This is a genomic window from Streptomyces lancefieldiae, assembly GCF_031845825.1.
GTDB lineage: Bacteria > Actinomycetota > Actinomycetes > Streptomycetales > Streptomycetaceae > Streptomyces > Streptomyces lancefieldiae.
Map to the genome: position 1 here is coordinate 78,581 of NZ_JAVRFH010000028.1, position 25,327 is coordinate 103,907.

Genomic DNA, 25,327 nt, shown 5'->3' on the forward strand with positions numbered 1-25,327 from the left:
TTGCGTTCACCGGGGCGGGGCGCGTGTTCGTTGCGCGGGAACCGGGGAGCGTTGCGTACGGCGCTCACGGTGCGGCGGATCGGTCCTGGTCAGCGGGCCGTCGGCGGGCGGACGCGGGCGCGGCACGGTCGGTCGCGGACCGGTCGCCGGGAACGACGCGCGGCCCCTGGTCCTCCCGGGCGGCGGGACGGTCAGGGGCCGTGCGGAAGAGGTGCGCGGTCAGCTCCAGCTGGCGTGCAGCGGCTTGCCCTCGGCGTAGCCGGCGGCGCTCTGGATGCCGACGATGGCCTTCTCGGCGAACTCCTCCAGGGAGGCGGCACCGGCGTAGGTGCAGGAGGAGCGGACGCCCGCGATGATCGAGTCGATCAGGTCCTCGACGCCGGGGCGGGCCGGGTCGAGGAACATGCGGGACGTGGAGATGCCCTCCTCGAACAGTCCCTTGCGGGCCCGGTCGTACGCCGACTCCTCCGAGGTGCGGTTGCGCACCGCGCGGGCGGAGGCCATGCCGAACGACTCCTTGTAGGGGCGGCCGCCCGCGTCGTGCTGAAGGTCGCCCGGGGACTCGTACGTCCCGGCGAACCAGGAGCCGACCATCACGTTGGAGGCACCGGCCGCGAGGGCCATCGCCACGTCGCGCGGGTGGCGGATGCCGCCGTCGGCCCACACGTGCTTGCCGTACTTCTTCGCCTCGGCCGCACACTCCAGGACGGCGGAGAACTGCGGCCGGCCGACGCCGGTCATCATGCGGGTGGTGCACATGGCGCCGGGGCCCACGCCGACCTTGACGATGTCGGCGCCCGCCTCGATCAGGTCGCGCACGCCCTCGGCGGAGACGATGTTGCCCGCGACGATCGGGACCTGCGGGTCGAGATCGCGCACCAGCTTGACCGCGCTGATCATCGACTCCTGGTGGCCGTGCGCGGTGTCGATGACGAGGGTGTCCACGCCCGCGTCCAGAAGCTGCTTCGCCTTGCCCGCCACATCGCCGTTGATGCCGACGGCGGCGGCGATGCGGAGCCTGCCGTTCGCGTCGGTGGCCGGGGTGTACAGCGTGGCGCGCAGGGCGCCCTTGCGGGTGAGGATGCCGGCCAGGCGGCCGTCCTTGTCCACGGCGGGCGCGTAGCGGCGGTTGGCGGCGTCGAGGGTGTTGAAGGCCTCGCGCGGGTCCGTGTCCGCGTCGATGAGGATCAGGTCCTTGGACATGACCTCTTCGAGCTGGGTGAAGCGGTCCACGCCGGTCAGGTCGGTGTCGGTGACCACGCCTATCGGCTTGTGGTCCTCGTCGACGACGACACCGGCGTTGTGCGCACGCTTGGGCAGCAGGGCCAGCGCGTCGGCGACGGTCTGGTGCGGGGCCAGCACGATGGGGGTGTCCAGGACGTGGTGGCGGCCCTTCACCCAGGTGACGACGTCGGTGACGACATCGATCGGGATGTCCTGCGGGATGACCACCAGCCCGCCGCGCCGGGCCACCGTCTCGGCCATGCGGCGCCCGGCGATGGCGGTCATGTTGGCGACGACCAGCGGGATGGTCGTGCCCGTGCCGTCCGGGGAACCGAGGTCCACGCCCTGCCGGGAGCCGACGGCGGAGCGGCTCGGCACCATGAAGACGTCGTCGTACGTCAGGTCGTACGAGGGCTGGATGTCATTGAGGAAACGCACGTGCTGCACATCCCAGTCGATCAGAGGTGGCCCCCGGACAGGTCAGCCAGGGGGAAAGAGCACGTACTTCATTCTCCCACGTCACCGGCCCGATCCGCCCCGGGCGGATCATCCAGGCCCGTCGGCGGCCTCCTTGGAGGATCCTCCAGGTCCGAGGGTGACGAAGAGCCCCGGGCCGCGGTCCGTCGCCTCGGCGAAGACCTCCTCGGCGACGGCCCACTCGTCCGGCCGCGCGTCCGCGTACGTCCGCCATCCCCGTACGACGAGCAGCAGCCCCCGGTCCGCCGCCCCCTCGGGCCAGACGGAGGGGTCGGAGAGGGAGTCGGCGAGCGCGTCCCAGTTCCGGCCGAACCAGTCGGGCAGCGCCAGGTCACGGGCGCAGCGGTCCATCAGGCCCGCCTTGTCCGTGACCCCGTCGAGGTCGAGTGTGACCACGAGCCGCCCCGCGGGGTCCTCCGTCATGTCGCGCCCCTTCTCCTTCTCGTTCGCCCGAGCGTCCGAGCGCCCGTCAGGCTCCGTCCGGGTCCGTCCGGTTGAGCGTGGACTTCGGCGCCGAGCCGGCCGTCATCAGGTAGTCCGCCGCCGACGTGTCCGTCACCAGGCTGGTGACCAGCCCGGAGCGCAGCACCGCGTCGATGGCCGCCGCCTTGCGCTGCCCGCCCGCGATCGCCACGACCTCGGGGATACGGCGGAGCTGGTCGGCCTTGACCGTGATGCACCGCTCCCCCAGGTCCCGCCCGACCCGGCGCCCCTCGGCGTCGAAGAGGTGCGCGGACATCTCGGCGGCGACCCCGAGCGAGGCGTAGTGCGCGCGCTCCTCGTCGCTGAGCATGTCGTGCACCGTCGAGATGCCGGGCTCCCAGGAGCCGATGGAGACGCACGCGACCGTGACCTTGTCGAAGTACTCGAAGGCCCGGGCGATCCCGGTCTGGTGGCGCAGGGCCTGCGCGGTGGCCGCGTCCGGCAGGAGCATCGGCGCGTAGATGGGATGGGCGTCGCCGCCCGACACCTGGGCGGCTCGGCGGACGGCCTCCACCGAGCCGCGCTCGGCGGTCCCTGCGTCGTACACGCCCGTCAGCTGCACCACGGTGCACGGCGGCAACCGGTCGAGCGCCGCCGCCATGTGGATGGTGGACCTGCCCCAGGCCAGGCCCAGCACATCGCCCTCGTCGACCAGCTCGCCGAGCAGGTCGGCGGCCACCTCGCCCAGGTTCTCCGGGTCGGGTGTCTCCTCGGCATCGGCCGGGGACTCCACCACGACGGCGTGCCTGAGGCCGTAGCGGGCCCGCAGGGCGTCCGAGCGCTCGGCGTCCAACTCGGCCGGCACCCGGATCTCGATTCGTACAAGGTCCCGCTCGAGGGCGGTCTCGAGGACCCTGGCCACCTTGAAGCGGCTGACGCCGAACTCCTCCGCGATCTGGATCTTGGACTTGCCCTCGAGGTAGAAGCGGCGGGCCATGGCCGCCGCCTGGACCAGCTCAGCGGGTCCCATCCGCATGGCTGAACGGCCCGCCGACATACCCGACACGGCGATCTCCTCACTGCTGTTCACACTCTGGATTCGCCGTTCATCCTTGCAGATTCGGCGCGGTTGATCAGCCCTGATGGGAGCCGTTCACGTTCTGTTCCTCAGTGGTCGCACGTCCAGGATGCCTTGGCGGTCGCCGCCTCGGCCTGCGTGCGCAATGCACGTACCGCCTCGGCCGGGTCGGACGCCCCGTACACGGCGGAACCCGCGACGAAGACGTCGGCGCCGGCGTCGGCGCACTGCTCGATCGTCGAGGCCGACACCCCGCCGTCGACCTGGAGCCAGAGCTCCAGAGCGTGCTTCTTGATCAACTCACGGGTACGCCGGATCTTCGGCAGCATGATGTCGAGGAACGCCTGCCCGCCGAAGCCCGGTTCAACCGTCATGATCAGCAGCATGTCGAGCTCGGGAAGCAGGTCCTCGTACGGCTCGATGGGCGTCGCGGGCTTCAGGGCCATGGACGCGCGGGCGCCCTTGGCGCGGATCTCCCGGGCCAGCCGCACCGGGGCGGCGGCCGCCTCGACGTGAAAGGTGACGGAACCGGCGCCCGCCTCCACGTACTGGGGTGCCCAGCGGTCGGGGGCCTCGATCATCAGGTGGCAGTCCAGCGGGGTGTCCGTCGCCCGGGCCAGGGACTCCACGACCGGCACGCCGAGCGTGAGGTTGGGCACGAAATGGTTGTCCATGACGTCGACGTGGAGCCAGTCGGCTCCCTCGACCGCCTTGGCCTCGTCCGCGAGGCGGGCGAAGTCGGCGGACAGGATGCTGGGGTTGATCTGCGCGGCCATGCCCCAAGACTGCCATGCCCTGCGGGGGTGGGGGGCATCGGTACCGGGGATGCGGTTGTTCTTCGGCCTCGGGCCGTGCGTGGTTGCTCGCGCCGTTCCCCGCGCCCCTTCGGGGCGCGTTGTCGTGGGCGTGGGGAGCAAGTGGACGCGGGGGCGGTCTTTCGGCGCGTTACGCGGTGCGGCGGATCAAGGACAGGTACATCGCGTCCGTGCCGTGGAGGTGGGGCCAGAGCTGGATGTCGGGACCCTCGCCCAGGTCGGGAACGCCGGGGAGAAGGGGGCGGGCGTCGATGAGGTCGGTGCCGGGGAACTGCTTGAGCACGTCGGCGACGACGGAGCGGGTCTCGGCGAGGTGGGGCGAGCAGGTCGCGTAACCGACGACGCCGCCGACCCGCACGGCCTCCAGGGCGCTGCGCAGCAGCCCGCGCTGGAGCGGGGCGAACCCGTCCAGGTCCTCGGGACGGCGCCGCCAGCGCGCCTCGGGGCGGCGGCGCAGGGCACCGAGCCCGGTGCACGGCACGTCGACCAGGACCCGGTCGAAGCTGCCCGGCCGCCACGCCGGACGGGTCCCGTCGGCCGCGATCACCTGGTACGGCCCCGGATTCCCGTCCAGCGCCCTGGCCACCAGCCCGGCCCGGTGCGGCTGCTTCTCGGAGGCGAGCAGGAAGGCCCCCCGCTCTGCGGCCAGGGCGCCCAGGAGCGCGGCCTTGCCGCCCGGTCCGGCGCACCCGTCCAGCCAGCGCCGGTCCGGCCCGTCCAGGGGCGCGTTCGCCAGCGCGAGCGCGACGAGCTGGCTGCCCTCGTCCTGCACGCCGGCCCGGTTCTCCCGCACGGCCTCCACCGCTCCGGGCTCGCCGCCCTCGCTCAGTCGCACGGCGTGGGGCGACCAGCGCCCCGGTACGGCGGCCTCCTCGCCCAGCAGCTCCTCGCGCGTGGCCCGACCGGGCCGGGCGACCAGCGTGACCTCGGGCCGCTCGTTGTCGGCGGCGAGCAGGTCCTCGATGCCGGCCCGACCGCCGCCGAGCGAGTCCCACAGCGCGGAGACGACCCAGCGCGGGTGCGAGTGCACGACGGCGAGGTGGTCCTCGGGGTCCTCGTCGTAGGGCGGGGCGACCCGGGCCAGCCACCCGTCGAGGTCGTCCTGCGCCACCTTGCGGAGCACGGCGTTGACGAACTTGGCCCGCCCGTCGCCGAGCACGACCCGCGCCAGCTCCACGGACGCCGACACGGCCGCGTGGGTCGGAATCCGGGTCCCGAGCAACTGGTGCACACCGAGACTGAGCACGTCCAGCACCGGCGGGTCGACCTCCCGCAGCGGCCGGTCGACGCAGGCGGCGATGACCGCGTCGTACGTCCCCTGCCGGCGCAGCGTCCCGTAGACCAGCTCGGTCGCGAGCGCGGCGTCCCGGGCGTCGAACTCCTCGTCGTTCTCCCGCGCCCTGCGCAGCAGTGGCGGCAGGACGAGGTTGGCGTACGCGTCCCGCTCGTCCACGGCCCTGAGCGCCTCGAAGGCGAGGATGCGGACGGGGTCCTTCTGGGGCCTGCGGTACGGCTTGCCGGTTCTGCGGGGACGACGAGGCTGCTCGCTCACGAAAAAGGTGCTCCGGGTGTGGGGTGAAGTGCGGTCACCAGCGTACGCCGGGCCGGTGAACGGTGCTGTGCGGAGGCGCAGGTCAGCCGCCGAGCAGCTCGCCCTCGGCGATCCGCACCCCGCGCGCCCAGTCCGCGGCCCGCATCGGCTTCTTGCCCTGGGCCTGCACCCACAGCAGCTCGACGGCGTACGAGCCGGTGCCGACGTACACGTTGTTCTTGCCGGCGGCGAGCCGGCCCGGGGCGAGGTCCGTCCGGTCGGGCACGGGGACGGCCTGCACGAGCTTGAGGCGTTCGCCCCGGAAGGTGGTCCAGGCGCCGGGCGCCGGGGTGCAGCCGCGCACCACCCGGTCCACGCGCAACGCCGGGGCGGTCCAGTCGACCCTGGCGTCCTCGACGGTGATCTTCGGGGCGAGGGTGACGCCGTCGGCGGGCTGCGGTACGGCCTTCAGGCTGCCGTCCTCGATGCCGTCCATGGTGGCGGCGAGCAGCCCCGCGCCGGCGAAGGCGAGCCGGGTCAGCAGGTCTCCGCTGGTGTCGGTGGGGCGGATGGTCTCGGTGACCGTCCCGTAGACGGGCCCGGAGTCGAGCCCCTCCTCGATCAGGAAGGTGGACGCGCCGGTGATCTCGTCCCCCGCCATCAGGGCGTGCTGCACGGGCGCGGCCCCGCGCCAGGCGGGCAGCAGGGAGAAGTGCAGGTTCACCCAGCCCTGGGCGGGGACGTCCAGGGCCACGCGGGGCAGCAGTGCCCCGTAGGCGACGACCGGGCAGCAGTCGGGCGCGATCTCGCGCAGCCGCGCCAGGAACTCCGGGTCGCGGGGCTTGGCGGGCTTGAGTACCTCGATCCCGGCCTCCTCCGCCCGTTCGGCCACGGGAGAGGCGACCAGTCGGCGCCCGCGCCCGGCCGGAGCGTCGGGCCGCGTGACGACGGCGGCCACTTCGTGGCGCCCGGAGGCGATCAGGGCGTCCAGGGCGGGAACGGCGACCTCGGGGGTACCGGCGAAGACGAGCTTCATGGGTGGGACGTGCCTCTCGGGCGAGGGCGGATGCGGGCGACGCACCAGTCTACGAGCCCGCCCCGGACGGATGGCCGCCGACGGCGCGGCACCGCGACGGCAGACGTCCGCCTCCTCTCGACCGGCTGGAAGACGGGTGGTGCGCGGGTGGGAATCCCCCCGGTGCCGCACGCCGAGGGGGCGCACGCATATGCCGCCACGCCCCCACCCCGTGACCAGCGGAGCGCCCACGCGTTGGTCAAGGAAGAGTTGACCCCGGGCCGCCCGCGCGGCCCGATTCCTTTCAACGCCGGTTCGAGAGGCTTGTTCATGGCCGACCACGCAACCCACGACGCCCAGGCTCGGGCCAGCCTGCACTTGCTGGTGCGGGACATCGAGCGGGTCCGCCGGCAGGTGGACGCACTGCGCACCCTCACCGCCCAGTTGGGCAACGTCTACCGCCCGCGCCGCTCCGGTCCCTCCACGGGCTTCGTCGTCTACGGACGAGCCCCCGCCCCGACGGTCCGTCTCGCCCAGGAACTGCGGGACAGTGTCGAGACCCTGGTCACGGCCGCCGTGGACTTCGACCGCTCGCTCGGCTTCTCGTGGGACGCGGTGGGCTCCGCACTCGGCGTCACCAAGCAGGCGGTGCACCGCCGGTACGGATCCCGCCGCGCCACGGCGCAGGTGGCGCCCGCCACCGAGGCCCCGGCGCACGCACCGGAACCGTCGGACACCCACGCGGCCAACGTGGGCTCCGGCCTTCCCACCGTGCCCACGGTCCCGGCCGCCCGTTCGATGCCGACCCAGCCGACGGCCGGCAGTCCGGCCCTGCGTGAAGAGGTCAGGCCGACGGCCTTTCCCGGCCCGCGCAACGGCTGAACCGCGACGCCCCACCGGCCCGCTGCCCCTCCGGGTTCGCCCGGGGGCCGGCGGGCCGCTACATGGACGCCCTCCCCCGACGCCGGACGGGCCCCCTGAGGCCGAGCGGGCCTCCCCTGAGGCCGGGCGGGCCTCACCCGACGCCGGACAGATCTCACCCGATGTCGGGCGGATCGATCCGCACCCACACCGCCGCTTCACTCCCCCGCGCCATCCGCGCCGCCTGAGCGGCCTTCAGCGCACCGGCCAGCACCGCCCCGCGCCCCGGCGGCACCCGGACCAGCGCCCGCTCCCAGTGCTCCCCGGGCGGCGGCGCGCCCACTCGCCGCGGACGCCCCACGGGCGTGACCGGCAGCGGCACGGGGCCCAGCACCTCGGCCTCGGGCGGCAGTTCGACGGCGTGGAGGAAGGCGGCCACCGCCTCCGCCGGCCCCGCCACGGCCGCCATCCGCGACACCGGCGGAAAGCCCAGCTCGGCACGCTCGGCGAGTTCCCGGACCGCATGGCCGACGGGATCCCAGCGCACCAGCGCCTGCACCGGCCGCAGGGTCGGCTCCGCGACCGCGACGACGGTGCCCCCGGCGCTCTGCGGTCGCACCAGCGCCGACGCGGCGAGCCAGCGCCGCAGCGCGTCCTCGCCGGCGCGCAGGTCGGGCCGCCCGAGCATCGCCCAGCCGTCGAGCAGCAGGGCCGCCGCGTAACCGCCCTCGGCGACGGGTTCGGCGCCCGGGGTGCTCACGACCAGGGCGGGTGCCTCGGACACCGTGTCCAGCACATGCTCTCTCCCGGAGGTGCGCACGGGCACGGCAGGGAAGGCCCGCCCCAGCTCCTCGGCGGTGCGCCGCGCCCCCACGATCTGCGCGCGCAGCCGGAACGCCCCGCACTCCGGGCAGTGCCAGCCGCCTTCCTCGCGCCCGCACCATCCGCACCGCAGCGCGGCCCCGGACTCCTGTCCCGCCAGCGGACCGGAGCAGTGCCGGCACCGCGCGGGTGTCCGGCACGCGGCACAGGCCATCCGCGGTACGTAACCGCGCCGGGGCACCTGCACGAGCACCGGACCCTGCCGCAGCCCGTCCCGGACGGCCTGCCAGGCCAGGGTCGGCAGCCGTGCGGCCCTGGCGGCCTCGTCCCGGGCCAGATCCCCGTCGCCGACGGTCCGCACGAGGGGTGCGGCGGCCCGTACCTGCTCCCGGGCGGCGACCAGGGGCCGGGCCCAGCCGGTCTCCACCAGCTGGGCGGCCTCCACGGTGCAGCTCCAGCCACCCAGCAGGAAGGCGCACCTGTCCTGAGCGGCGCGCAGCAGCAGCACCTCGCGCGCGTGCGGCTGCGGGGCGTGCGGCTCGCTGTGGCTGTCGTCACCGTCGTCCCAGAGGGCGACCAGCCCCAGGTCCCGCACCGGGGCGAACATGGCGGCCCGGGTCCCGATGACGGCCCGTACGGCTCCCCGGCGCACCGCGAGCCACTGCGCGTACCGCTTCTCGGGGCCCGCGTCGGCGGTGAGCACGGCGTGCCGTCCCTCCCCCAGCAGGGCGGTCAGCGCGGCGTCGGCGCGGGCGACGGCCCGCCCGTCCGGCAGGACGACGAGCGCGCCCCGGCCGGAGGCCAGCGCCGCCGCCACGGCCCGCGCCAGCTCCTCGCTCCACCGGGGGCCGGGCAGCGCGTTCCACACCGCGCGCGGCGCACCTCCCGCGGCCAGGGCCGCGACGAAGGCGGCCCCCCGTTCGTAGCGCGCCCAGGAGCCCGGCTCGGGCACCGGTGGTGGCGGCAGCGGGTCGGGCGAGGGGCGCTGTTCGGCGCGCGCGTTGCGCGGGGGGACGGCGAGCTGCAGCACATCGGCGAGGCTGCCCGCGTACCGGTCGGCGACCGCCCGCGCCAGTCCCAGCAGTTCCCCGCCGAGCACCGGCTCGGGCGAGACGACCTGGGCCAGCGCGGCCAGGGGACCGGAGTAGTCGGACTCGGCGAGCCGCTCGATCAGGAAGCCGTCGATGAGCCCGCCGCCCTCGCGGCGCCCGTCCCGCACCCGGTGCCGACCGGCTCCGAACCGGACCCGCACCCGCACGCCGGGCTGGGCGTCGGCGTCGAGCTCCTCGGGCACGGCGTAGTCGAAGTACCGGTCGAGATGGAGCACGCCCTTGTCGACGAGCACCCGGGCGACGGGCAGCTCCTTGGCGAGCGCGGCTCCGCGCCAGGTCCGCGGCTTGGCGCGCGGTGCCTTCGCCTTGCGCACGCTCTCCCGGATGAGCGCGAGCTGCTCGGGCGGCGCGTCGTCCGCGCCACCGCCCGCTCGTTCGTTCTCGCTGCTCACGCTTGCATTCCTACCAAAGACCACTGACAACCGACGGCGCCCGCGTTCTCACCGTCCTTCACCGGCGACGGCCGGCTCCGGGGCCCCGGACCGATCGCCACGCCGGCCTCCCCAGGCCGGGCCCCGCGGCAGGCGAACCCGCGGGGCCCGTCGCCTTCGCACCGGGCAGCCGGGCAGCCGGCGTACGGACACGCCGAGGCCCGGCGCCCCGTCGGGGACACCGGGCCTCGGCGACGTGCGTCGGGACGGGGCGGGCCGGTCCTTACAGCCCCGCGGCCTGCCGCAGCGCGTCCACGCGGTCCGTGCGCTCCCAGGTGAAGTCGGGGAGCTCACGGCCGAAGTGGCCGTACGCCGCGGTCTGGGCGTAGATCGGGCGGAGCAGGTCGAGGTCGCGGATGATCGCGGCCGGGCGGAGGTCGAAGACCTCGTCGATCGCCTTCTCGATCTTCTCGACGTCGATCTTGGCGGTGCCGAAGGTCTCGACGAAGAGGCCGACCGGCTCGGCCTTGCCGATGGCGTAGGCGACCTGGACCTCGCAGCGGGCGGCGAGGCCCGCGGCGACGACGTTCTTGGCGACCCAGCGCATCGCGTACGCCGCGGAGCGGTCGACCTTGGACGGGTCCTTGCCGGAGAAGGCACCGCCGCCGTGGCGGGCCATGCCGCCGTACGTGTCGATGATGATCTTGCGGCCGGTCAGGCCGGCGTCGCCCATCGGGCCACCGATCTCGAAGCGGCCGGTGGGGTTGACCAGGAGGCGGTAGTTCTCGGTGTCGAGCTTGATGCCGTCCTCGAGCAGCGCCTTCAGCTCCGGCTCCACGACGAACTCGCGGATGTCGGGAGCGAGCAGCGACTCCAGGTCGATGTCGCTCGCGTGCTGGGAGGAGACGACGACCGTGTCGAGCCGGACGGCCTTGTCGCCGTCGTACTCGATGGTGACCTGCGTCTTGCCGTCCGGGCGCAGGTAGGGGATCGTGCCGTTCTTGCGGACGTCCGACAGGCGCTTGGACAGGCGGTGCGCCAGGAAGACCGGCAGCGGCATCAGCGTCGGCGTCTCGTCGGACGCGTAGCCGAACATCAGGCCCTGGTCACCGGCGCCCTGCCGGTCCAGCTCGTCGGTGTCGTCGCCCGCGGCGGCACCCCCGACCCGGCTCTCGTACGCCGTGTCGACGCCCTGCGCGATGTCGGGAGACTGTGCACCGATCGAGACCGAGACGCCGCAGGACGCGCCGTCGAAGCCCTTCTTCGAGGAGTCGTAGCCGATCTCCAGGATCTTGCCGCGGACCAGCGTGGCGATGTCCGCGTAGGCCTTGGTGGTGACCTCACCGGCCACGTGCACCAGGCCAGTGGTGATCAGGGTTTCGACGGCGACCCGGGACGTCGGGTCCTCGCGCAGAAGCGCGTCGAGAATGGTGTCGCTGATCTGGTCAGCGATCTTGTCGGGGTGGCCCTCGGTCACGGACTCCGAGGTGAACAGGCGACGGGACACAACGCTCCCTGGGGTTGCAGCGGCTGCTGGCTGATCATTGGTGGACGGCACGGGAGCTGCACCCGGGCGACGTCCGAGAACAGTTTATCGGTCGCACTCTGCCCCAGACCCACCCGTCTCGCCTCTCGGAAGGGCTGTGACCTGCGGCACGGGCATTCTGCCCGGAACGAAGCGTCCTTGGCCAGGGCCGCCACGCTCGAATACGCGGGGTTGGCGAGGACCGTGGGACGAATGAGTCATTCAGCCGAGCCGTTCCGCCACCAGGTCCCACACGGTGTCGGCCAGTGCTTCCTTCGGGCCGTGCGCGACCGGGGTCTCGCTGCCGTCGGCGCCGAGGACCACGGCCTCGTTCTCCTCGGAACCGAACGTCTTGCGCTCCCCCACCTCGTTCACCACGAGGAGGTCGCAGCCCTTGCGCTTGAGCTTGGCCCGGCCGTTGGCGAGGACGTCGTCGGTCTCGGCGGCGAAGCCGACGACCACCTGCCCGGAGCGGGCCCGTTCGGCCGAAACCTCAGCGAGAATGTCCGGATTCCGCACCAGGGTGACCGGCGCGGGTTCCTGGTCGTCCTTCTTCTTGATCTTTCCGGCGGCATACGTCGCCGGGCGGAAGTCCGCGACCGCCGCGGCCATGACGACGGCGTCGGCGTCCGCCGCGGCGCGCAGCACCGCCTCGCGCAGTTCCACGGCCGTGCCCACCGGGACCACGTCCACGCCGGCCGGGTCCGGCAGTGACGCGTTCGCCGCGACCAGCGTGACGCGCGCGCCCCGCGCGGCCGCGGTGCGCGCCAGCGCGTAGCCCTGCTTGCCCGAGGAACGGTTGCCGAGGAACCGGACGGGGTCGAGGGGCTCCCGGGTGCCGCCGGCGCTGACGACGACGTGCCGTCCGGCGAGGTCCGGCTCTCGCACGCCGCGGGCGAGCACCCGGCGGCACACCTCGAAGATCTCGCCCGGGTCGGGCAGCCGGCCCTTGCCGGTGTCGACGCCGGTGAGGCGGCCGACGGCCGGTTCGATCACGACGGCGCCGCGGCGGCGCAGCGTTGCCACATTGTCCTGGGTGGCCGGGTGCTCCCACATCTCGGTGTGCATGGCGGGGGCGAAGACGACCGGGCAGCGGGCCGTCAGCAGCGTGTTGGTGAGGAGGTCGTCGGCGAGACCGTGGGCCGCCTTGGCGAGCATGTCCGCGGTGGCCGGGGCGACGACGACCAGGTCGGCGTGCTGGCCGATGCGCACGTGCGGAACCCGGTGGACGTCGTCCCACACCTCGGTCGACACCGGATTGCCGGACAGGGCGGACCAGGTGGCGGCGCCGACGAAGTGCAGCGCGGAGGCGGTGGGGACGACCCGGACCTCGTGCCCCGACTCCGTGAGCCTGCGCAGCAGCTCACAGGCCTTGTACGCGGCGATGCCGCCACTGACCCCCAGAACGACCTTGGGCTTGTCCACCGTCTCTCCCCGACCTCTCCCCGACCTCGACGAACGTACGCCCGAACGGAAGAACGTACGCCCCCATCACACACCACAGGCCCGGCAGTCGCGCTGCCGGGCCTGTGGAAAAGTCAGCTTCAGGCTGAAAATACTACCGCCGATACCTCGGCACTACTGCGCCGGACCCTCGATGGCCTCGGAGGTCAGCAGCCCCGCGTTGATCTCGCGCAGGGCGATCGAGAGCGGCTTCTCGTGGACGTGGGTGTCGACGAGGGGACCGACGTACTCGAGGAGGCCCTCGCCGAGCTGCGAGTAGTACGCGTTGATCTGGCGGGCCCGCTTGGCCGCGTAGATCACGAGGCTGTACTTCGAGTCCGTGGCCTCGAGGAGCTCGTCGATCGGCGGGTTGATGATGCCCTCGGGCGCGGAGATGGAAGAGGACACGCTCTACCTTCCGATGGATGGGAAAGATTCAGTCAGGTGATCGGCCGGCCGATCGCTCGGGACCAGCAGACCAGTCGCGATCACACGACGTTCGTCAAGGCTAGCAGCTCGCGCGCCACGTCCTCGACGGAGGTGTTGACCAGGGTCTGGTCGAACTCCGGCTCGGCCGCCAGCTCGACCTTGGCCGCGGTGAGGCGGCGCTCGATCACCTCCGGCGGCTCGGTGCCCCGGCCGGTGAGCCTGCGCACCAGCTCCTCCCAGGAGGGCGGGGCCAGGAACACCAGCTGGGCCTCCGGCATGGACTCGCGGACCTGGCGCGCGCCCTGGAGGTCGATCTCCAGGAGCACCGGCTCGCCGGCGTCCAGGCGCTCCAGCACGGCCGCGCGCGGCGTGCCGTAACGGTTGCCGGCGAACTCGGCCCACTCCAGCAGTTCGCCGTTGGCGATGAGCTTGTCCATCTCGTCGTCGGTGACGAAGAAGTAGTGGACCCCGTGCTGCTCACCGGGGCGTGGCGCCCGGGTCGTCGCCGAGACCGAGAGCCATACCTCGGGGTGTTCCTTGCGCATATGAGCGACGACCGTGCTCTTGCCGACCCCTGAGGGGCCGGAGAGCACGGTCAGCCGCGGACGTGCGTCCGGGGGTACGGGGGACGTCCCCCGGGGTGTTGCAGCCATGCAGCGATTATTCCAGCAATCCCGGAGTGGTCCGGACTCAGCTGCCGGTGCTGCCGAACTCACGCTCCAGGGATGCGATCTGGTTGGAACCGAGCCCACGCACGCGGCGGCTCTCGGAGATGCCCAGTCGCTCCATGATCTGCTTGGCGCGGACCTTGCCCACGCCCGGCAGGGACTCGAGGAGGGCGGAGACCTTCATCTTGCCGATGACGTCGTTCTCCTGGCCCTGCTTGATGACCTCGTGGAGGGAGGCGCCGGAGTGCTTGAGTCGATTCTTGACCTCGGCCCGCTCCCGGCGAGCCGCGGCGGCCTTTTCGAGCGCGGCTGCGCGCTGTTCAGGGGTAAGGGGCGGAAGAGCCACGCCTACGTCACCTCGGATGTCGAACTGTCGGATACGGACCGGTGAGGAACCTAGTCGCCCCACACCTGGGGAGCCACGAGCAACACGCTTGCCCGTCCTCCCCCACTGCCTTGAGGGCGTGGGAGGTGCCCTCACTCGACGGAGACTAGCGTTCATGTCCGCCAGAGTCAGCGAGAACAGCGGAAAAGTCCTGGTCAGCCTCCGTCAGGCCGGACTTTTAGGACATACTGCCTCGGATTTGAGGATGTATCCAAGCTCCGGCGAGCTCCGGAAGCCCTAGCCCGCCGCCACCGCGGTCCGGACCTCGTCGGCAAAGCGGTCCGCGGCCGTACGCAGCGCGAGCACATCGGGACCGTGACGAAGAACACCCCGGCTGACGTTCGGCACCACGTTGCGCACCACCGCGCCGAACACCCGCGGCAGGTCCGCCGGCGTCGCCCCCTGGGCGCCGATGCCGGGCGCGAGGAGCGGACCGTTGATGCCCAGGTCGTAGGACGAGAGGTCGCCGAGGGTGGCACCGACCACCGCGCCGAAGGAGCCGAGGGGCTCCTCCCGCGCGTTCTCGGCGGCCAGGTGCGCCAGCATCGTCGCCCCGACGGTCCGCCCGTCGGCCCGGACGGCGTGCTGGACCTCGCCGCCCTCCGGGTTGGAGGTCAGCGCCAGCACGAACAGGCCTGCCCCGTTCTCGCGCGCCATGTCGACGGCCGGCTTCAGGGAGCCGTAGCCGAGGTAGGGCGAGACGGTCAGCGCGTCCGAGAACAGCGGGGCGTCCTTGCGCAGGAAGGACTCGGCGTACGCGGCCATGGTCGAGCCGATGTCGCCGCGCTTGGCGTCCATGACGACCAGCGCCCCGGCCGACCGCGCCTCCTCCACCGACTTCTCCAGGACGGCGACGCCGCGCGAGCCGAAGCGCTCGAAGAACGCGCTCTGCGGCTTGAGGACGGCGACCCGGTCGGCCACCGCCTCGACGACGGTGCGGCTGAAGCGCTCCAGACCGGCCACGTCGTCGTCCAGGCCCCACTCGGCGAGCAGGGAGGCGTGCGGGTCGATGCCGACGCACAGCGGGCCGCGTTCGTCCATCGCGCGGCGCAGGCGCGCGCCGAAGGGCTCGGTCGTACCGGTCATCGGGGCTTCCTCACGTCGGCGCCGACCGCGTCGGCGAGGGTGGCGTACGGGCTCTGCCGCAGGCGCGCGGCGAGCCCCTTGTGGAGGTCGCGAGCGTAGAACGGCCCCTGGTAGATGAACGCGCTGTAGCCCTGCACGAGCGTGGCACCGGCCAGGATGCGCTGCCAGGCGTCCTCGGCGGTCTCGACGCCTCCGACACCCACCAGGGTGATCCGGTCGCCCACGCGCGCGTAGAGGCGGCGCAGCACCTCCAGGGAGCGCGCCTTGAGGGGGGCGCCGGACAGGCCGCCGGTCTCCCGGACCAGGACGGGCGAGGAGGTCAGCCCGAGTCCCTCGCGCGCGATGGTGGTGTTGGTGGCGATGATCCCGTCCAGGCCCAGCTCCACGGCCAGGTCGGCGACCGCGTCGACGTCCTCGTCGGCCAGGTCCGGCGCGATCTTGACCAGGAGCGGGACGCGCCGCGTGGTGACCACGCGGTCGGCGGCCTCGCGGACGGCGCTCAGGAGCGGACGCAGGTGGTCCACCGCCTGGAGGTTGCGCAGGCCGGGCGTGTTCGGCGAGGAGACGTTCACGACGAGGTAGTCGGCGTACGGCGCCAGCCGCTCGGCGGACTTCACGTAGTCGCCGACGGCCTCCTCCTCCGGGACGACCTTCGTCTTGCCGATGTTGACGCCGACGACGGTCCTGAAGACGGGCGTACGCGAGGCCAGGCGGGCCGCGACGACCCGGGAGCCGTCGTTGTTGAAGCCCATGCGGTTGATCAGCGCCCGGTCGGCCACCAGGCGGAACAGCCGCTTCTTGGGGTTGCCGGGCTGCGGCTCCCCCGTGACCGTGCCGATCTCGACGTGGTCGAAGCCGAGCATGGCCATGCCGTCGATGGCGACCGCGTTCTTGTCGAAGCCGGCGGCGAGCCCGAAGGGACCGTGCATCCGCAGGCCCAGGGCCTCGGTGCGCAGTTCCTTGTGGCGCGGCGCGAGCGCGGCGGCGACGAACGTGCGCAGCACGGGGACGCGGGCGGCGAGGCGGATCCAGCGGAAGGCCATGTGGTGGGCCTGCTCCGGGTCCGTGCGGGAGAAGAAGAGCTTGAAGAAGATCTTGTACATGTGTCCTCGTGAAGCCTCACGCAGAGCCCGTCGGGGCTCTTGAAGAGAAGGGCTCATGAAGAGGGGGACACCGTTTCCGGTGTCCCCCTCGGGGCTGCTAGTCGCGGGCCGCGGTCAGGAACTCGGCGTGTTCCTGGAGCGAGCGCACTCCCACGTCACCGCGGCCCAGGGCGTCGATGCCCTGGACCGCCGCGGCGAGCGCCTGGACCGTCGTCAGGCACGGCACGGAGCGGGCCACGGCCGCCGTACGGATGTCGTAGCCGTCGAGGCGGCCGCCGGTGCCGTAGGGGGTGTTGACGATGAGGTCGACCTCGCCGTCGTGGATGAGCTGGACGATGGTCTTCTCACCGTTCGGGCCCGTGCCCTCGGACTGCTTGCGCACGACCGTGGCGTTGATGCCGTTGCGCCGCAGCACCTCTGCGGTGCCGGAGGTGGCCATCAGCTCGAAGCCGTGGGCGACCAGCTCGCGGGCCGGGAAGATCATCGAGCGCTTGTCGCGGTTGGCGACCGAGATGAACGCCCGTCCCTTGGTCGGCAGCGGGCCGTACGCACCCGCCTGCGACTTGGCGTACGCCGTGCCGAAGACGGAGTCGATGCCCATGACCTCGCCGGTGGAGCGCATCTCCGGGCCGAGGACGGTGTCGACCCCGCGGCCGTGGATGTCCCGGAAGCGGGACCACGGCATGACGGCCTCCTTGACGGAGATCGGCGCGTCCAGCGGCAGCTCGCCGCCGTCACCGGTGGCCGGCAGCAGGCCCTCGGCGCGCAGCTCGGCGATGGTGGCGCCCAGCGAGATGCGCGCGGCGGCCTTGGCCAGCGGGACCGCGGTCGCCTTCGAGGTGAAGGGCACCGTGCGTGAGGCGCGCGGGTTGGCCTCCAGGACGTAGAGGATGTCCCCGGCCAGCGCGAACTGGATGTTGATCAGGCCGCGCACGCCGACGCCCGCGGCGATGCCCTCGGTGGAGGCGCGCAGCCGCTTGATGTCGAAGCCGCCCAGCGTGATCGGGGGCAGGGCGCACGCCGAGTCGCCGGAGTGGATGCCGGCCTCCTCGATGTGCTCCATGACGCCGCCGAGGTACAGCTCCTCGCCGTCGTACAGCGCGTCGACGTCGATCTCGATCGCGTCGTCCAGGAAGCGGTCGACCAGGACCGGCCGGGAGGGGCTGATCTCGGTGGACTCCGCGATGTAGGACTCCAGCCGGGTCTCGTCGTAGACGATCTCCATGCCGCGTCCGCCGAGGACGTACGACGGGCGGACGAGGACCGGGTAACCGATCTCGTCGGCGATGGCCTTGGCCTCGGCGAAGGTGGTGGCGGTGCCGTGCTTGGGGGCCGGCAGCCCGGCCTGCGCCAGGACCCGCCCGAAGGCGCCCCGGTCCTCGGCGGCGTGGATGGCCTCGGGCGAGGTGCCGACGACCGGCACGCCGTTGTCCTTGAGCGCCTGGGACAGGCCGAGCGGGGTCTGGCCGCCGAGCTGGACGATCACGCCCGCGATCGGGCCGGCCTGCGCCTCGGCGTGGACGATCTCCAGGACGTCCTCCAGCGTGAGCGGCTCGAAGTACAGCCGGTCGGAGGTGTCGTAGTCGGTGGAGACGGTCTCCGGGTTGCAGTTGACCATCACGGTCTCGTACCCGGCGTCGCTCAGCGCGAAGGAGGCGTGGACGCAGGAGTAGTCGAACTCGATGCCCTGGCCGATGCGGTTCGGGCCCGAGCCCAGGATGATCACCGCGGGCTTCTCGCGCGGCGCGACCTCCGTCTCCTCGTCGTAGGACGAGTAGAAGTACGGCGTCTTCGCGGCGAACTCGGCGGCGCAGGTGTCGACCGTCTTGTAGACGGGGCGGATGCCGAGGGCGTGCCGGACCTCGCGGACGACGTCCTCGCGCAGGCCGCGGATCTCGCCGATCTGCTGGTCGGAGAAGCCGTGCCGCTTGGCCTCGGCGAGCAGGTCGGCGGTCAGCTCGGGCGCCTCGGCGAGCTCGTCGGCGATCTCCTTGATCAGGAAGAGCTGGTCGACGAACCAGGGGTCGATCTTCGTGTGGGCGAAGACCTCCTCGGGCGTGGCCCCCGCGCGGATGGCCTGCATGACGGCGTTGACGCGGCCGTCGGTGGGCCGGACCGCCTCCTCCAGCAGAGCGGCCTTGTCGCCGGGCTCGCCGACGAAGGTGAACTGGCTGCCCTTCTTCTCCAGGGACCGCAGCGCCTTCTGGAAGGCCTCGGTGAAGTTGCGGCCGATGGCCATGGCCTCGCCGACCGACTTCATGGTGGTCGTGAGGGTGGAGTCGGCGCTCGGGAACTTCTCGAAGGCGAACCGCGGGGCCTTCACGACCACGTAGTCGAGGGTCGGCTCGAAGGAGGCCGGGGTCTCCTGCGTGATGTCGTTCGGGATCTCGTCGAGCGTGTAGCCGACGGCCAGCTTGGCGGCGATCTTGGCGATCGGGAAGCCGGTCGCCTTGGAGGCGAGGGCCGACGAGCGCGAAACGCGCGGGTTCATCTCGATGACGATCACGCGACCGTCCTCGGGGTTCACCGCGAACTGGATGTTGCAGCCGCCGGTGTCTACACCGACCTCGCGGATGATCGCGATGCCGACGTCGCGCAGCACCTGGTACTCGCGGTCGGTCAGCGTCATCGCGGGCGCCACGGTGATCGAGTCGCCGGTGTGCACGCCCATGGGGTCGAAGTTCTCGATGGAGCAGACGACCACGACGTTGTCGTGCTTGTCGCGCATCAGCTCCAGCTCGTACTCCTTCCAGCCGAGGATGGACTCCTCCAGGAGCACCTCGGTGGTCGGCGAGAGGGTGAGGCCCTGTCCGGCGATGCGGCGCAGCTCCTCCTCGTCGTGGGCGAAGCCGGAGCCGGCGCCGCCCATGGTGAAGGAGGGACGGACGACGACCGGGTAGCCGCCGAGCTCGTCGACGCCCTTGAGGACGTCGTCCATGGAGTGGCAGATGTAGGACCGAGCCGACTCGCCGTGCCCGATCTTCTTGCGGACCTCCTCCACGACCTCCTTGAACAGGTCGCGGTCCTCGCCCTTGTTGATGGCCTCCACATTGGCGCCGATCAGCTCGACGCCGTACTTCTCCAGGACGCCGTTGCCGTGCAGCGAGATGGCGGTGTTGAGGGCCGTCTGGCCGCCCAGGGTGGGCAGCAGCGCGTCGGGGCGCTCCTTGGCGATGATCTTCTCGACGAACTCCGGGGTGATCGGCTCGACGTAGGTGGCGTCGGCGATCTCCGGGTCGGTCATGATCGTCGCCGGGTTGGAGTTGACCAGGACGACGCGCAGGCCTTCGGCCTTGAGTACGCGGCACGCCTGGGTGCCGGAGTAGTCGAACTCGGCGGCCTGGCCGATGACGATCGGGCCGGAGCCGATGACCAGGACGGACTGGATATCGGTGCGCTTAGGCACGCTGGCCCTCCATCAGGGAAACGAAGCGGTCGAACAGGTAGGCGGCGTCGTGCGGGCCGGCCGCCGCTTCGGGGTGGTACTGGACACTGAAGGCCGGCCTGTCGAGGAGCTGGAGGCCCTCCACCACGTTGTCGTTGAGGCAGACGTGGGAGACCTCGGCGCGGCCGTAGGGGGTCTCGGAGACCTTGTCGAGCGGGGCGTCGACGGCGAAGCCGTGGTTGTGCGCGGTGACCTCGACCTTGCCGGTCGTACGGTCCTGCACCGGCTGGTTGATGCCGCGGTGGCCGTACTTCAGCTTGAAGGTGCCGAAGCCGAGCGCGCGGCCCAGGATCTGGTTGCCGAAGCAGATGCCGAACAGCGGGGTGCCGCGCTCCAGGACGCCCTGCATCACCGAGACCGGGTGGTCGGCGGTGGACGGGTCGCCGGGGCCGTTGGAGAAGAACACGCCGTCGGGGTTGACGGCGTAGACGTCCTCGACGGTGGCCGTGGCGGGCAGGACGTGCACCTCGATGCCGCGCTCGGCCATGCGGTGCGGGGTCATGCCCTTGATGCCGAGGTCGACGGCGGCGACGGTGAACTTCTTGTCACCGATCGCCGGGACGACGTACGCCTCGGTGGTGGCGACCTCGGCGGAGAGGTCGGCGCCGGTCATCTCGGGGGCTTCCTGGACACGGGCCAGCAGCGCGGCGTCGTCCTGGATCGCGTCACCGCTGAAGATGCCGACGCGCATGGCGCCGCGCTCGCGCAGGTGGCGGGTGAGGGCGCGGGTGTCGATGCCGGAGATACCGACGACGCCCTGGGCGTCCAGCTCCTCGTCCAGCGTGCGCGTGGAGCGCCAGTTGGAGGGCACGCGCGCGGGGTCGCGCACGACGTAGCCGGAGACCCAGATCTTCCTGGACTCCATGTCCTCGTCGTTGACGCCGGTGTTTCCCACGTGCGGGGCGGTCATCACGACGACCTGGCGGTGGTACGACGGGTCGGTGAGGGTCTCCTGGTAGCCGGTCATGCCGGTGGAGAACACGGCTTCGCCGAAGGTGGCCCCCACGGCCCCGTAGGCCCGGCCGCGGAAGATCCGGCCGTCCTCCAGGACGAGTACGGCGGGAGTCTTGGCAACTCCCCTGGTGGAGGTCGTCATCGTGCGCCTTCCGTTTCCGTCTTGTTGATCATGTCGTTCAGGGTTTCGACCCACTCGTTGTGCTCGGCCGCGTGGTCGGAGCGGAAGCCGGAGTCGATCAGTTTGTCGCCGTGCTCCCAGGTGACGACCAGCAGGCCGCCCTCGGTGAGCACCTTTCCGGCGATGCCCTTGTCGAGCCGGGCCTCGCGCAGCGCGGTGGCGGGGACGAAGAAGTCGCTCGCCCCGGGACGTACGACGTCCAGTCCCGCGTCCGTCAGCGCGAGCTCGACCCGGCTGCGGGTGCCCAGGCCGTGCGCCACGATGCGGTCCAGCCACTGACCGGCGGTGGTGGAGCCGTGGTAGCGGCCGCTCATCGTCAGTCTCGCCGGGCCGGGGGCGTCCGGCGCGCCGGGCAGCTCCGGGAGGTCGCCCTGGAGGGTGCCGCGCCACTTCCAGCCCTCGCGCATCAGCCAGTAGACGAGCGCGACGAACAGGCCGAGGCCGACGACCCAGCCGATACGGGCGGCCCAGTCGGTCACTTCCGCCGATTCCTTCTCGGCGGCCAGCAGGATTACAGGTGTCACGTGAGCTTCCCGTCGACGAGCGTGGCCTTGCCCCGCAGCCACGTGTGCGTCACACGGCCCGGCAGCTCACGACCCTCGTAGGGGGTGTTGCGGCTGCGCGAGGCGAAGCCCGCGGGGTCCACCCGGCCACGGTATGCCGTGTCGACGAGGGTGAGGTTGGCGGGCTCACCAGCCGAGACGGGGCGGCCGTGACCGGCAGCCTGTCCGATCTTCGCGGGCTTGAAGGACATGCGGTCGGCGACGCCGGCCCAGTCCAGCAGGCCCGTGTCCACCATGGTCTCCTGGACCACCGACAGCGCGGTCTCCAGGCCGACCATGCCCATGGCGGCGGCGGCCCACTCGCAGTCCTTGTCCTCGTGCGGGTGCGGGGCGTGGTCGGTGGCGACGATGTCGATCGTGCCGTCGGCGAGCGCCTCGCGCAGCGCCAGCACGTCGCGTTCCGTGCGCAGCGGCGGGTTGACCTTGTAGACCGGGTTGTACGACCGCACCAGCTCGTCGGTGAGCAGGAGGTGGTGCGGGGTGACCTCGGCGGTGACGTCGATGCCGCGGGACTTGGCCCAGCGGACGATCTCGACGGACCCGGCGGTCGACAGGTGGCAGATGTGGACGCGGGAGCCGACGTGCTCGGCGAGCAGCACGTCCCGCGCGATGATCGACTCCTCGGCGACGGCCGGCCAGCCGCCGAGGCCCAGTTCGGCGGAGACGATGCCCTCGTTCATCTGGGCGCCCTCGGTCAGCCGGGGCTCCTGGGCGTGCTGGGCGACGACGCCGCCGAAGGCCTTCACGTACTCCAGGGCGCGGCGCATGATCACGGCGTCGTGGACGCACTTGCCGTCGTCGGAGAAGACGGTGACGCCGGCCGCGGACTCGTGCATGGCACCCAGCTCGGCGAGCTTGGCGCCCTCCAGGCCGACGGTGACGGCGCCGATGGGCTGCACGTCGCAGTAGCCGGACTCCTGGCCGAGCCGCCAGACCTGCTCGACGACGCCGGCGGTGTCGGCGACCGGGAAGGTGTTGGCCATGGCGAAGACGTTGGTGTAGCCGCCGCTCGCCGCCGCGCGGGTGCCGGTCAGGACGGTCTCGGAGTCCTCGCGGCCGGGCTCGCGCAGGTGGGTGTGCAGGTCGACCAGGCCCGGCAGCAGCACTTTGCCGCCGGCCTCGACGACCTCGGCGCCCTCGGCGGACAGGCCTCGGCCGACCGCCTCGATGACGGAGCCGTCGATCAGCACGTCCTGCGGCTCGCCGCCGAGTACCTTCGCACCACGGATCAGGGTCTTGCTCATCTGTCTTACTTCTCCTCGGTGGTGCGGGCGTGGGTGACGGCGGGCACGGTCTTCGCGTCGAACTCGACGCCGCCGAGCAGCAGGTACAGGACGGCCATCCGGATGGAGACGCCGTTGGTGACCTGCTCGACGACGGTGCAGCGGTCGGAGTCGGCGACCTCGGCGGTGATCTCCATGCCGCGGACCATCGGGCCGGGGTGCATGACGATGGCGTGCTCGGGCATCTTCGCCATGCGGTCGCCGTCGAGGCCGTAGCGGCGGGAGTACTCGCGCTCGGTGGGGAAGAAAGCGGCGTTCATGCGCTCGCGCTGCACGCGCAGCATCATCACCGCGTCGGATTTCGGCAGGGCGGAGTCGAGGTCGTAGGAGACCTCGCAGGGCCAGGTCTCGACGCCGACCGGCAGCAGGGTGGGCGGGGCGACGAGGGTGACCTCGGCGCCGAGGGTGTGCAGCAGGTCGACGTTGGAGCGGGCGACCCTGCTGTGCAGGACGTCGCCGACCAGGGTGATGTGGCGGCCGTCCAGGTCCTTGCCGAGGCCGGCGTCGCGGCCGACCAGGCGGCGGCGCATGGTGAAGGCGTCCAGCAGGGCCTGGGTGGGGTGCTGGTGGGTGCCGTCTCCGGCGTTGATGACGTGCGCGTCGATCCAGCCCGACGTGGCCAGGCGGTACGGGGCGCCGGAGGCGCCGTGCCGGATGACGACGGCGTCGACGCCCATGGCCTCCAGGGTCTGGGCGGTGTCCTTCAGGGACTCGCCCTTGGAGACGCTCGAGCCCTTCGCGGTGAAGTTGATGACGTCCGCGGACAGACGCTTCTCGGCGGCCTCGAAGGAGATCCGGGTCCGGGTGGAGTCCTCGAAGAAGAGGTTGACGACGGTCCGGCCGCGCAGGGTCGGCAGTTTCTTGATCGGCCGGTCCGCGACCCGGGCCATCTCCTCGGCGGTGTCGAGGATCAGGACGGCGTCGTCGCGGGTGAGGTCGGCGGCCGAGATGAGATGACGCTGCATCTGTCAGGCTCCGTAAGACGATTCATGCGGAAGAACGGGATGATTCGGGCGGCCGGGTGCGTGCGGGGGCACGCCGAGGCGGCATACGGCACCGGTGTGCGCGTACGCGGGGAGCTACGGGTGGGCGCCCGGGGTGGCCGGCTTGGCGCCGAGCAGCACGGTGTCGCGACCGTCCTCCTCGGCGAGCTGGACCTTGACCGTCTCCCGCAGCGACGTGGGGAGGTTCTTGCCGACGTAGTCGGCGCGGATGGGCAGCTCGCGGTGGCCGCGGTCGACGAGGACCGCGAGCTGCACCGCGCGCGGGCGGCCGATGTCGTTCAGCGCGTCGAGGGCGGCGCGGATGGTGCGGCCGGAGAAGAGCACGTCGTCGACGAGGACGACCAGGCGGCCGTCGATGCCGTCACCGGGGATCTCGGTGCGGGCCAGCGCTCGTGGCGGATGCATGCGCAGGTCGTCGCGGTACATGGTGATGTCGAGCGAGCCGACCGGCATCTTGCGGTCGGTGATCTGCTCGAGCTTGTCGGCGAGCCGCCGGGCGAGGAAGACGCCCCGGGTCGGGATGCCGAGGAGCACCACGTCGTCGGCACCCTTGGCGCGTTCGACGATCTCGTGGGCGATGCGGGTCAGGACCCGTGCGATGTCGGGGCCTTCGAGAACGGGCCGCGCGTCGGAGCGCACGTCCGGCCGGGAGTCCTGCTTGTCCTGCTTGTCCATACGAAACGGACCTCCTTCTCCGCCTCACGGGACGGACCTTAAAGGACGTCGGATTTGCGCCATCTACAGTATCAGGCTCACAGAACCGCCCCGACGACCCCCCTGACACGCCCACATCACCCTCCCGCCACCCTCACGTCACCCGTTCGGAGCAGCGGATCGCGGATACCACGGAAGAGTCGGTGCGGACCATTCGGCTTGACGCAGGAGAGTAACGCTGCGTAACCTCACAGTGAGTTACCAGCCGCGCGGTACGCAACACAGCAGGCCGCGTCGACACCTTGTCCGGGGAGCCATATGTCCAGCGAATACGCCAAACAGCTCGGGGCCAAGCTCCGGGCCATCCGCACCCAGCAGGGCCTTTCCCTCCACGGTGTCGAGGAGAAGTCCCAGGGCCGCTGGAAGGCCGTGGTGGTCGGTTCGTACGAGCGCGGCGACCGTGCCGTGACCGTGCAGCGCCTCGCCGAGCTGGCGGACTTCTACGGCGTTCCCGTGCAGGAGCTGCTGCCGGGCACCACCCCGGGCGGCGCCGCCGAGCCGCCGCCGAAGCTGGTCCTGGACCTGGAGCGGCTGGCCACGGTGCCGGCCGAGAAGGCGGGCCCCCTCCAGCGCTACGCGGCCACCATCCAGTCGCAGCGCGGTGACTACAACGGCAAGGTGCTCTCGATCCGCCAGGACGACCTGCGCACACTCGCCGTCATCTACGACCAGTCCCCCTCGGTCCTCACCGAGCAGCTGATCAGCTGGGGCGTCCTGGACGCGGACGCGCGTCGCGCGGTGGCGTCCCACGAGGACGCCTGACCCGCAGCCGCCTCAGCAGAAACGTGCCGCCGGGGTGGGGGGGCCCCCCAGGG

Annotated in this window: 22 protein-coding genes; 2 read left to right on the top strand and 20 right to left on the bottom strand. The window is 72.1% G+C overall.

The window, feature by feature from the left end; translation table 11 throughout:
• Positions 1-219: 219 nt before the first annotated feature.
• The 6 genes from RM812_RS25030 to fmt form a co-directional block, all read right to left on the bottom strand.
• Positions 220-1,662: a GuaB1 family IMP dehydrogenase-related protein gene (locus RM812_RS25030; protein WP_311575976.1), complete on the bottom strand. Its 1,443-nt coding sequence runs from the start codon at positions 1,660-1,662 to the stop codon at positions 220-222.
• A gap of 108 nt (positions 1,663-1,770) precedes the next feature.
• Positions 1,771-2,124 carry a barstar family protein gene (locus tag RM812_RS25035; protein ID WP_311575980.1) on the bottom strand — a complete coding sequence of 118 codons (354 nt, stop codon included), beginning with the start codon at positions 2,122-2,124 and terminating at the stop codon, positions 1,771-1,773.
• Between the two features lie 46 nt (positions 2,125-2,170).
• A complete protein-coding gene (locus tag RM812_RS25040; protein WP_311575983.1) occupies positions 2,171-3,214 on the bottom strand; it encodes a sugar-binding transcriptional regulator in 1,044 nt (347 codons plus the stop codon).
• A gap of 77 nt (positions 3,215-3,291) precedes the next feature.
• The gene (gene rpe / locus RM812_RS25045) at positions 3,292-3,978 is read right to left on the bottom strand and encodes a ribulose-phosphate 3-epimerase (protein ID WP_311575986.1); all 687 of its coding nucleotides are present in this window, start codon (positions 3,976-3,978) and stop codon (positions 3,292-3,294) included.
• A gap of 169 nt (positions 3,979-4,147) precedes the next feature.
• The gene (locus RM812_RS25050; protein WP_311575989.1) at positions 4,148-5,569 is read right to left on the bottom strand and encodes an RsmB/NOP family class I SAM-dependent RNA methyltransferase; all 1,422 of its coding nucleotides are present in this window, start codon (positions 5,567-5,569) and stop codon (positions 4,148-4,150) included.
• Positions 5,570-5,651: 82 nt separating this feature from the next.
• Entirely contained in the window at positions 5,652-6,584 is a 933-nt protein-coding gene (gene fmt, locus RM812_RS25055; protein WP_311575992.1) for a methionyl-tRNA formyltransferase, read from the bottom strand.
• 309 nt (positions 6,585-6,893) lie between these two features.
• Here fmt and RM812_RS25060 point away from each other — a divergent pair, with 309 nt between their 5' ends.
• Positions 6,894-7,445: a hypothetical protein gene (locus RM812_RS25060; protein WP_311575995.1), complete on the top strand. Its 552-nt coding sequence runs from the start codon at positions 6,894-6,896 to the stop codon at positions 7,443-7,445.
• 154 nt (positions 7,446-7,599) lie between these two features.
• Here the strand turns inward: RM812_RS25060 and RM812_RS25065 are convergent, their stop codons facing one another.
• The 14 genes from RM812_RS25065 to pyrR all read right to left on the bottom strand — a co-directional run bounded on the left by RM812_RS25065 (position 7,600) and on the right by pyrR (position 24,473).
• Positions 7,600-9,750: a primosomal protein N' gene (locus RM812_RS25065; RefSeq protein ID WP_311575998.1), complete on the bottom strand. Its 2,151-nt coding sequence runs from the start codon at positions 9,748-9,750 to the stop codon at positions 7,600-7,602.
• A 262-nt stretch (positions 9,751-10,012) separates the two neighbouring features.
• Positions 10,013-11,236: a methionine adenosyltransferase gene (gene metK / locus RM812_RS25070; RefSeq protein ID WP_311576002.1), complete on the bottom strand. Its 1,224-nt coding sequence runs from the start codon at positions 11,234-11,236 to the stop codon at positions 10,013-10,015.
• Positions 11,237-11,476: 240 nt separating this feature from the next.
• The gene (gene coaBC / locus RM812_RS25075; protein WP_311576005.1) at positions 11,477-12,679 is read right to left on the bottom strand and encodes a bifunctional phosphopantothenoylcysteine decarboxylase/phosphopantothenate--cysteine ligase CoaBC; all 1,203 of its coding nucleotides are present in this window, start codon (positions 12,677-12,679) and stop codon (positions 11,477-11,479) included.
• 153 nt (positions 12,680-12,832) lie between these two features.
• Positions 12,833-13,105: a DNA-directed RNA polymerase subunit omega gene (gene rpoZ, locus RM812_RS25080; protein WP_003977348.1), complete on the bottom strand. Its 273-nt coding sequence runs from the start codon at positions 13,103-13,105 to the stop codon at positions 12,833-12,835.
• An 80-nt stretch (positions 13,106-13,185) separates the two neighbouring features.
• Positions 13,186-13,779 (bottom strand): guanylate kinase, encoded by a 594-nt coding sequence (gene gmk / locus RM812_RS25085; protein WP_311576018.1) that lies wholly within the window; start codon positions 13,777-13,779, stop codon positions 13,186-13,188.
• 37 nt (positions 13,780-13,816) lie between these two features.
• Positions 13,817-14,140, bottom strand: coding sequence for an integration host factor (locus RM812_RS25090; protein ID WP_003977346.1), 324 nt, complete (start codon positions 14,138-14,140; stop codon positions 13,817-13,819).
• A gap of 276 nt (positions 14,141-14,416) precedes the next feature.
• The gene (pyrF, locus tag RM812_RS25095; RefSeq protein WP_311576055.1) at positions 14,417-15,265 is read right to left on the bottom strand and encodes an orotidine-5'-phosphate decarboxylase; all 849 of its coding nucleotides are present in this window, start codon (positions 15,263-15,265) and stop codon (positions 14,417-14,419) included.
• Positions 15,262-16,368: a quinone-dependent dihydroorotate dehydrogenase gene (locus RM812_RS25100; protein ID WP_311576058.1), complete on the bottom strand. Its 1,107-nt coding sequence runs from the start codon at positions 16,366-16,368 to the stop codon at positions 15,262-15,264. Before RM812_RS25100 ends, pyrF begins: the two co-directional genes overlap by 4 nt.
• A 97-nt stretch (positions 16,369-16,465) precedes the next feature.
• Positions 16,466-19,774: a carbamoyl-phosphate synthase large subunit gene (gene carB / locus RM812_RS25105; protein ID WP_311576061.1), complete on the bottom strand. Its 3,309-nt coding sequence runs from the start codon at positions 19,772-19,774 to the stop codon at positions 16,466-16,468.
• Positions 19,767-20,909, bottom strand: a complete 1,143-nt coding sequence (gene carA / locus RM812_RS25110; protein ID WP_311576064.1) for a glutamine-hydrolyzing carbamoyl-phosphate synthase small subunit — start codon at positions 20,907-20,909, stop codon at positions 19,767-19,769. Before carA ends, carB begins: the two co-directional genes overlap by 8 nt.
• Entirely contained in the window at positions 20,906-21,472 is a 567-nt protein-coding gene (locus RM812_RS25115) for a PH-like domain-containing protein (RefSeq protein ID WP_311576067.1), read from the bottom strand. Before RM812_RS25115 ends, carA begins: the two co-directional genes overlap by 4 nt.
• Entirely contained in the window at positions 21,469-22,755 is a 1,287-nt protein-coding gene (locus RM812_RS25120; protein ID WP_311576070.1) for a dihydroorotase, read from the bottom strand. Before RM812_RS25120 ends, RM812_RS25115 begins: the two co-directional genes overlap by 4 nt.
• A gap of 5 nt (positions 22,756-22,760) precedes the next feature.
• Positions 22,761-23,759 carry an aspartate carbamoyltransferase catalytic subunit gene (locus RM812_RS25125; RefSeq protein WP_311576073.1) on the bottom strand — a complete coding sequence of 333 codons (999 nt, stop codon included), beginning with the start codon at positions 23,757-23,759 and terminating at the stop codon, positions 22,761-22,763.
• Positions 23,760-23,873: 114 nt separating this feature from the next.
• Positions 23,874-24,473: a bifunctional pyr operon transcriptional regulator/uracil phosphoribosyltransferase PyrR gene (gene pyrR / locus RM812_RS25130; protein WP_311576077.1), complete on the bottom strand. Its 600-nt coding sequence runs from the start codon at positions 24,471-24,473 to the stop codon at positions 23,874-23,876.
• Between the two features lie 297 nt (positions 24,474-24,770).
• On the opposite strand from pyrR, the gene bldD reads away from it, so the two are divergent.
• Positions 24,771-25,274 carry a transcriptional regulator BldD gene (gene bldD, locus RM812_RS25135; protein WP_006131213.1) on the top strand — a complete coding sequence of 168 codons (504 nt, stop codon included), beginning with the start codon at positions 24,771-24,773 and terminating at the stop codon, positions 25,272-25,274.
• Positions 25,275-25,327: the final 53 nt, after the last annotated feature.

What these genes read in the sequence shown, in the direction of transcription:
- RM812_RS25035 (WP_311575980.1), bottom strand. Translation starts at nt 2,124, where the DNA reads ATGACGGAGGACCCCGCGGGGCGGCTCGTGGTCACACTCGACCTCGAC.
- rpe (WP_311575986.1), bottom strand. Translation starts at nt 3,978, where the DNA reads ATGGCCGCGCAGATCAACCCCAGCATCCTGTCCGCCGACTTCGCCCGC.
- fmt (WP_311575992.1), bottom strand. Translation starts at nt 6,584, where the DNA reads ATGAAGCTCGTCTTCGCCGGTACCCCCGAGGTCGCCGTTCCCGCCCTG.
- RM812_RS25060 (WP_311575995.1), top strand. Translation starts at nt 6,894, where the DNA reads ATGGCCGACCACGCAACCCACGACGCCCAGGCTCGGGCCAGCCTGCAC.
- gmk (WP_311576018.1), bottom strand. Translation starts at nt 13,779, where the DNA reads ATGGCTGCAACACCCCGGGGGACGTCCCCCGTACCCCCGGACGCACGT.
- pyrF (WP_311576055.1), bottom strand. Translation starts at nt 15,265, where the DNA reads ATGACCGGTACGACCGAGCCCTTCGGCGCGCGCCTGCGCCGCGCGATG.
- RM812_RS25100 (WP_311576058.1), bottom strand. Translation starts at nt 16,368, where the DNA reads ATGTACAAGATCTTCTTCAAGCTCTTCTTCTCCCGCACGGACCCGGAG.
- carA (WP_311576064.1), bottom strand. Translation starts at nt 20,909, where the DNA reads ATGACGACCTCCACCAGGGGAGTTGCCAAGACTCCCGCCGTACTCGTC.
- RM812_RS25120 (WP_311576070.1), bottom strand. Translation starts at nt 22,755, where the DNA reads ATGAGCAAGACCCTGATCCGTGGTGCGAAGGTACTCGGCGGCGAGCCG.
- RM812_RS25125 (WP_311576073.1), bottom strand. Translation starts at nt 23,759, where the DNA reads ATGCAGCGTCATCTCATCTCGGCCGCCGACCTCACCCGCGACGACGCC.
- pyrR (WP_311576077.1), bottom strand. Translation starts at nt 24,473, where the DNA reads ATGGACAAGCAGGACAAGCAGGACTCCCGGCCGGACGTGCGCTCCGAC.
- bldD (WP_006131213.1), top strand. Translation starts at nt 24,771, where the DNA reads ATGTCCAGCGAATACGCCAAACAGCTCGGGGCCAAGCTCCGGGCCATC.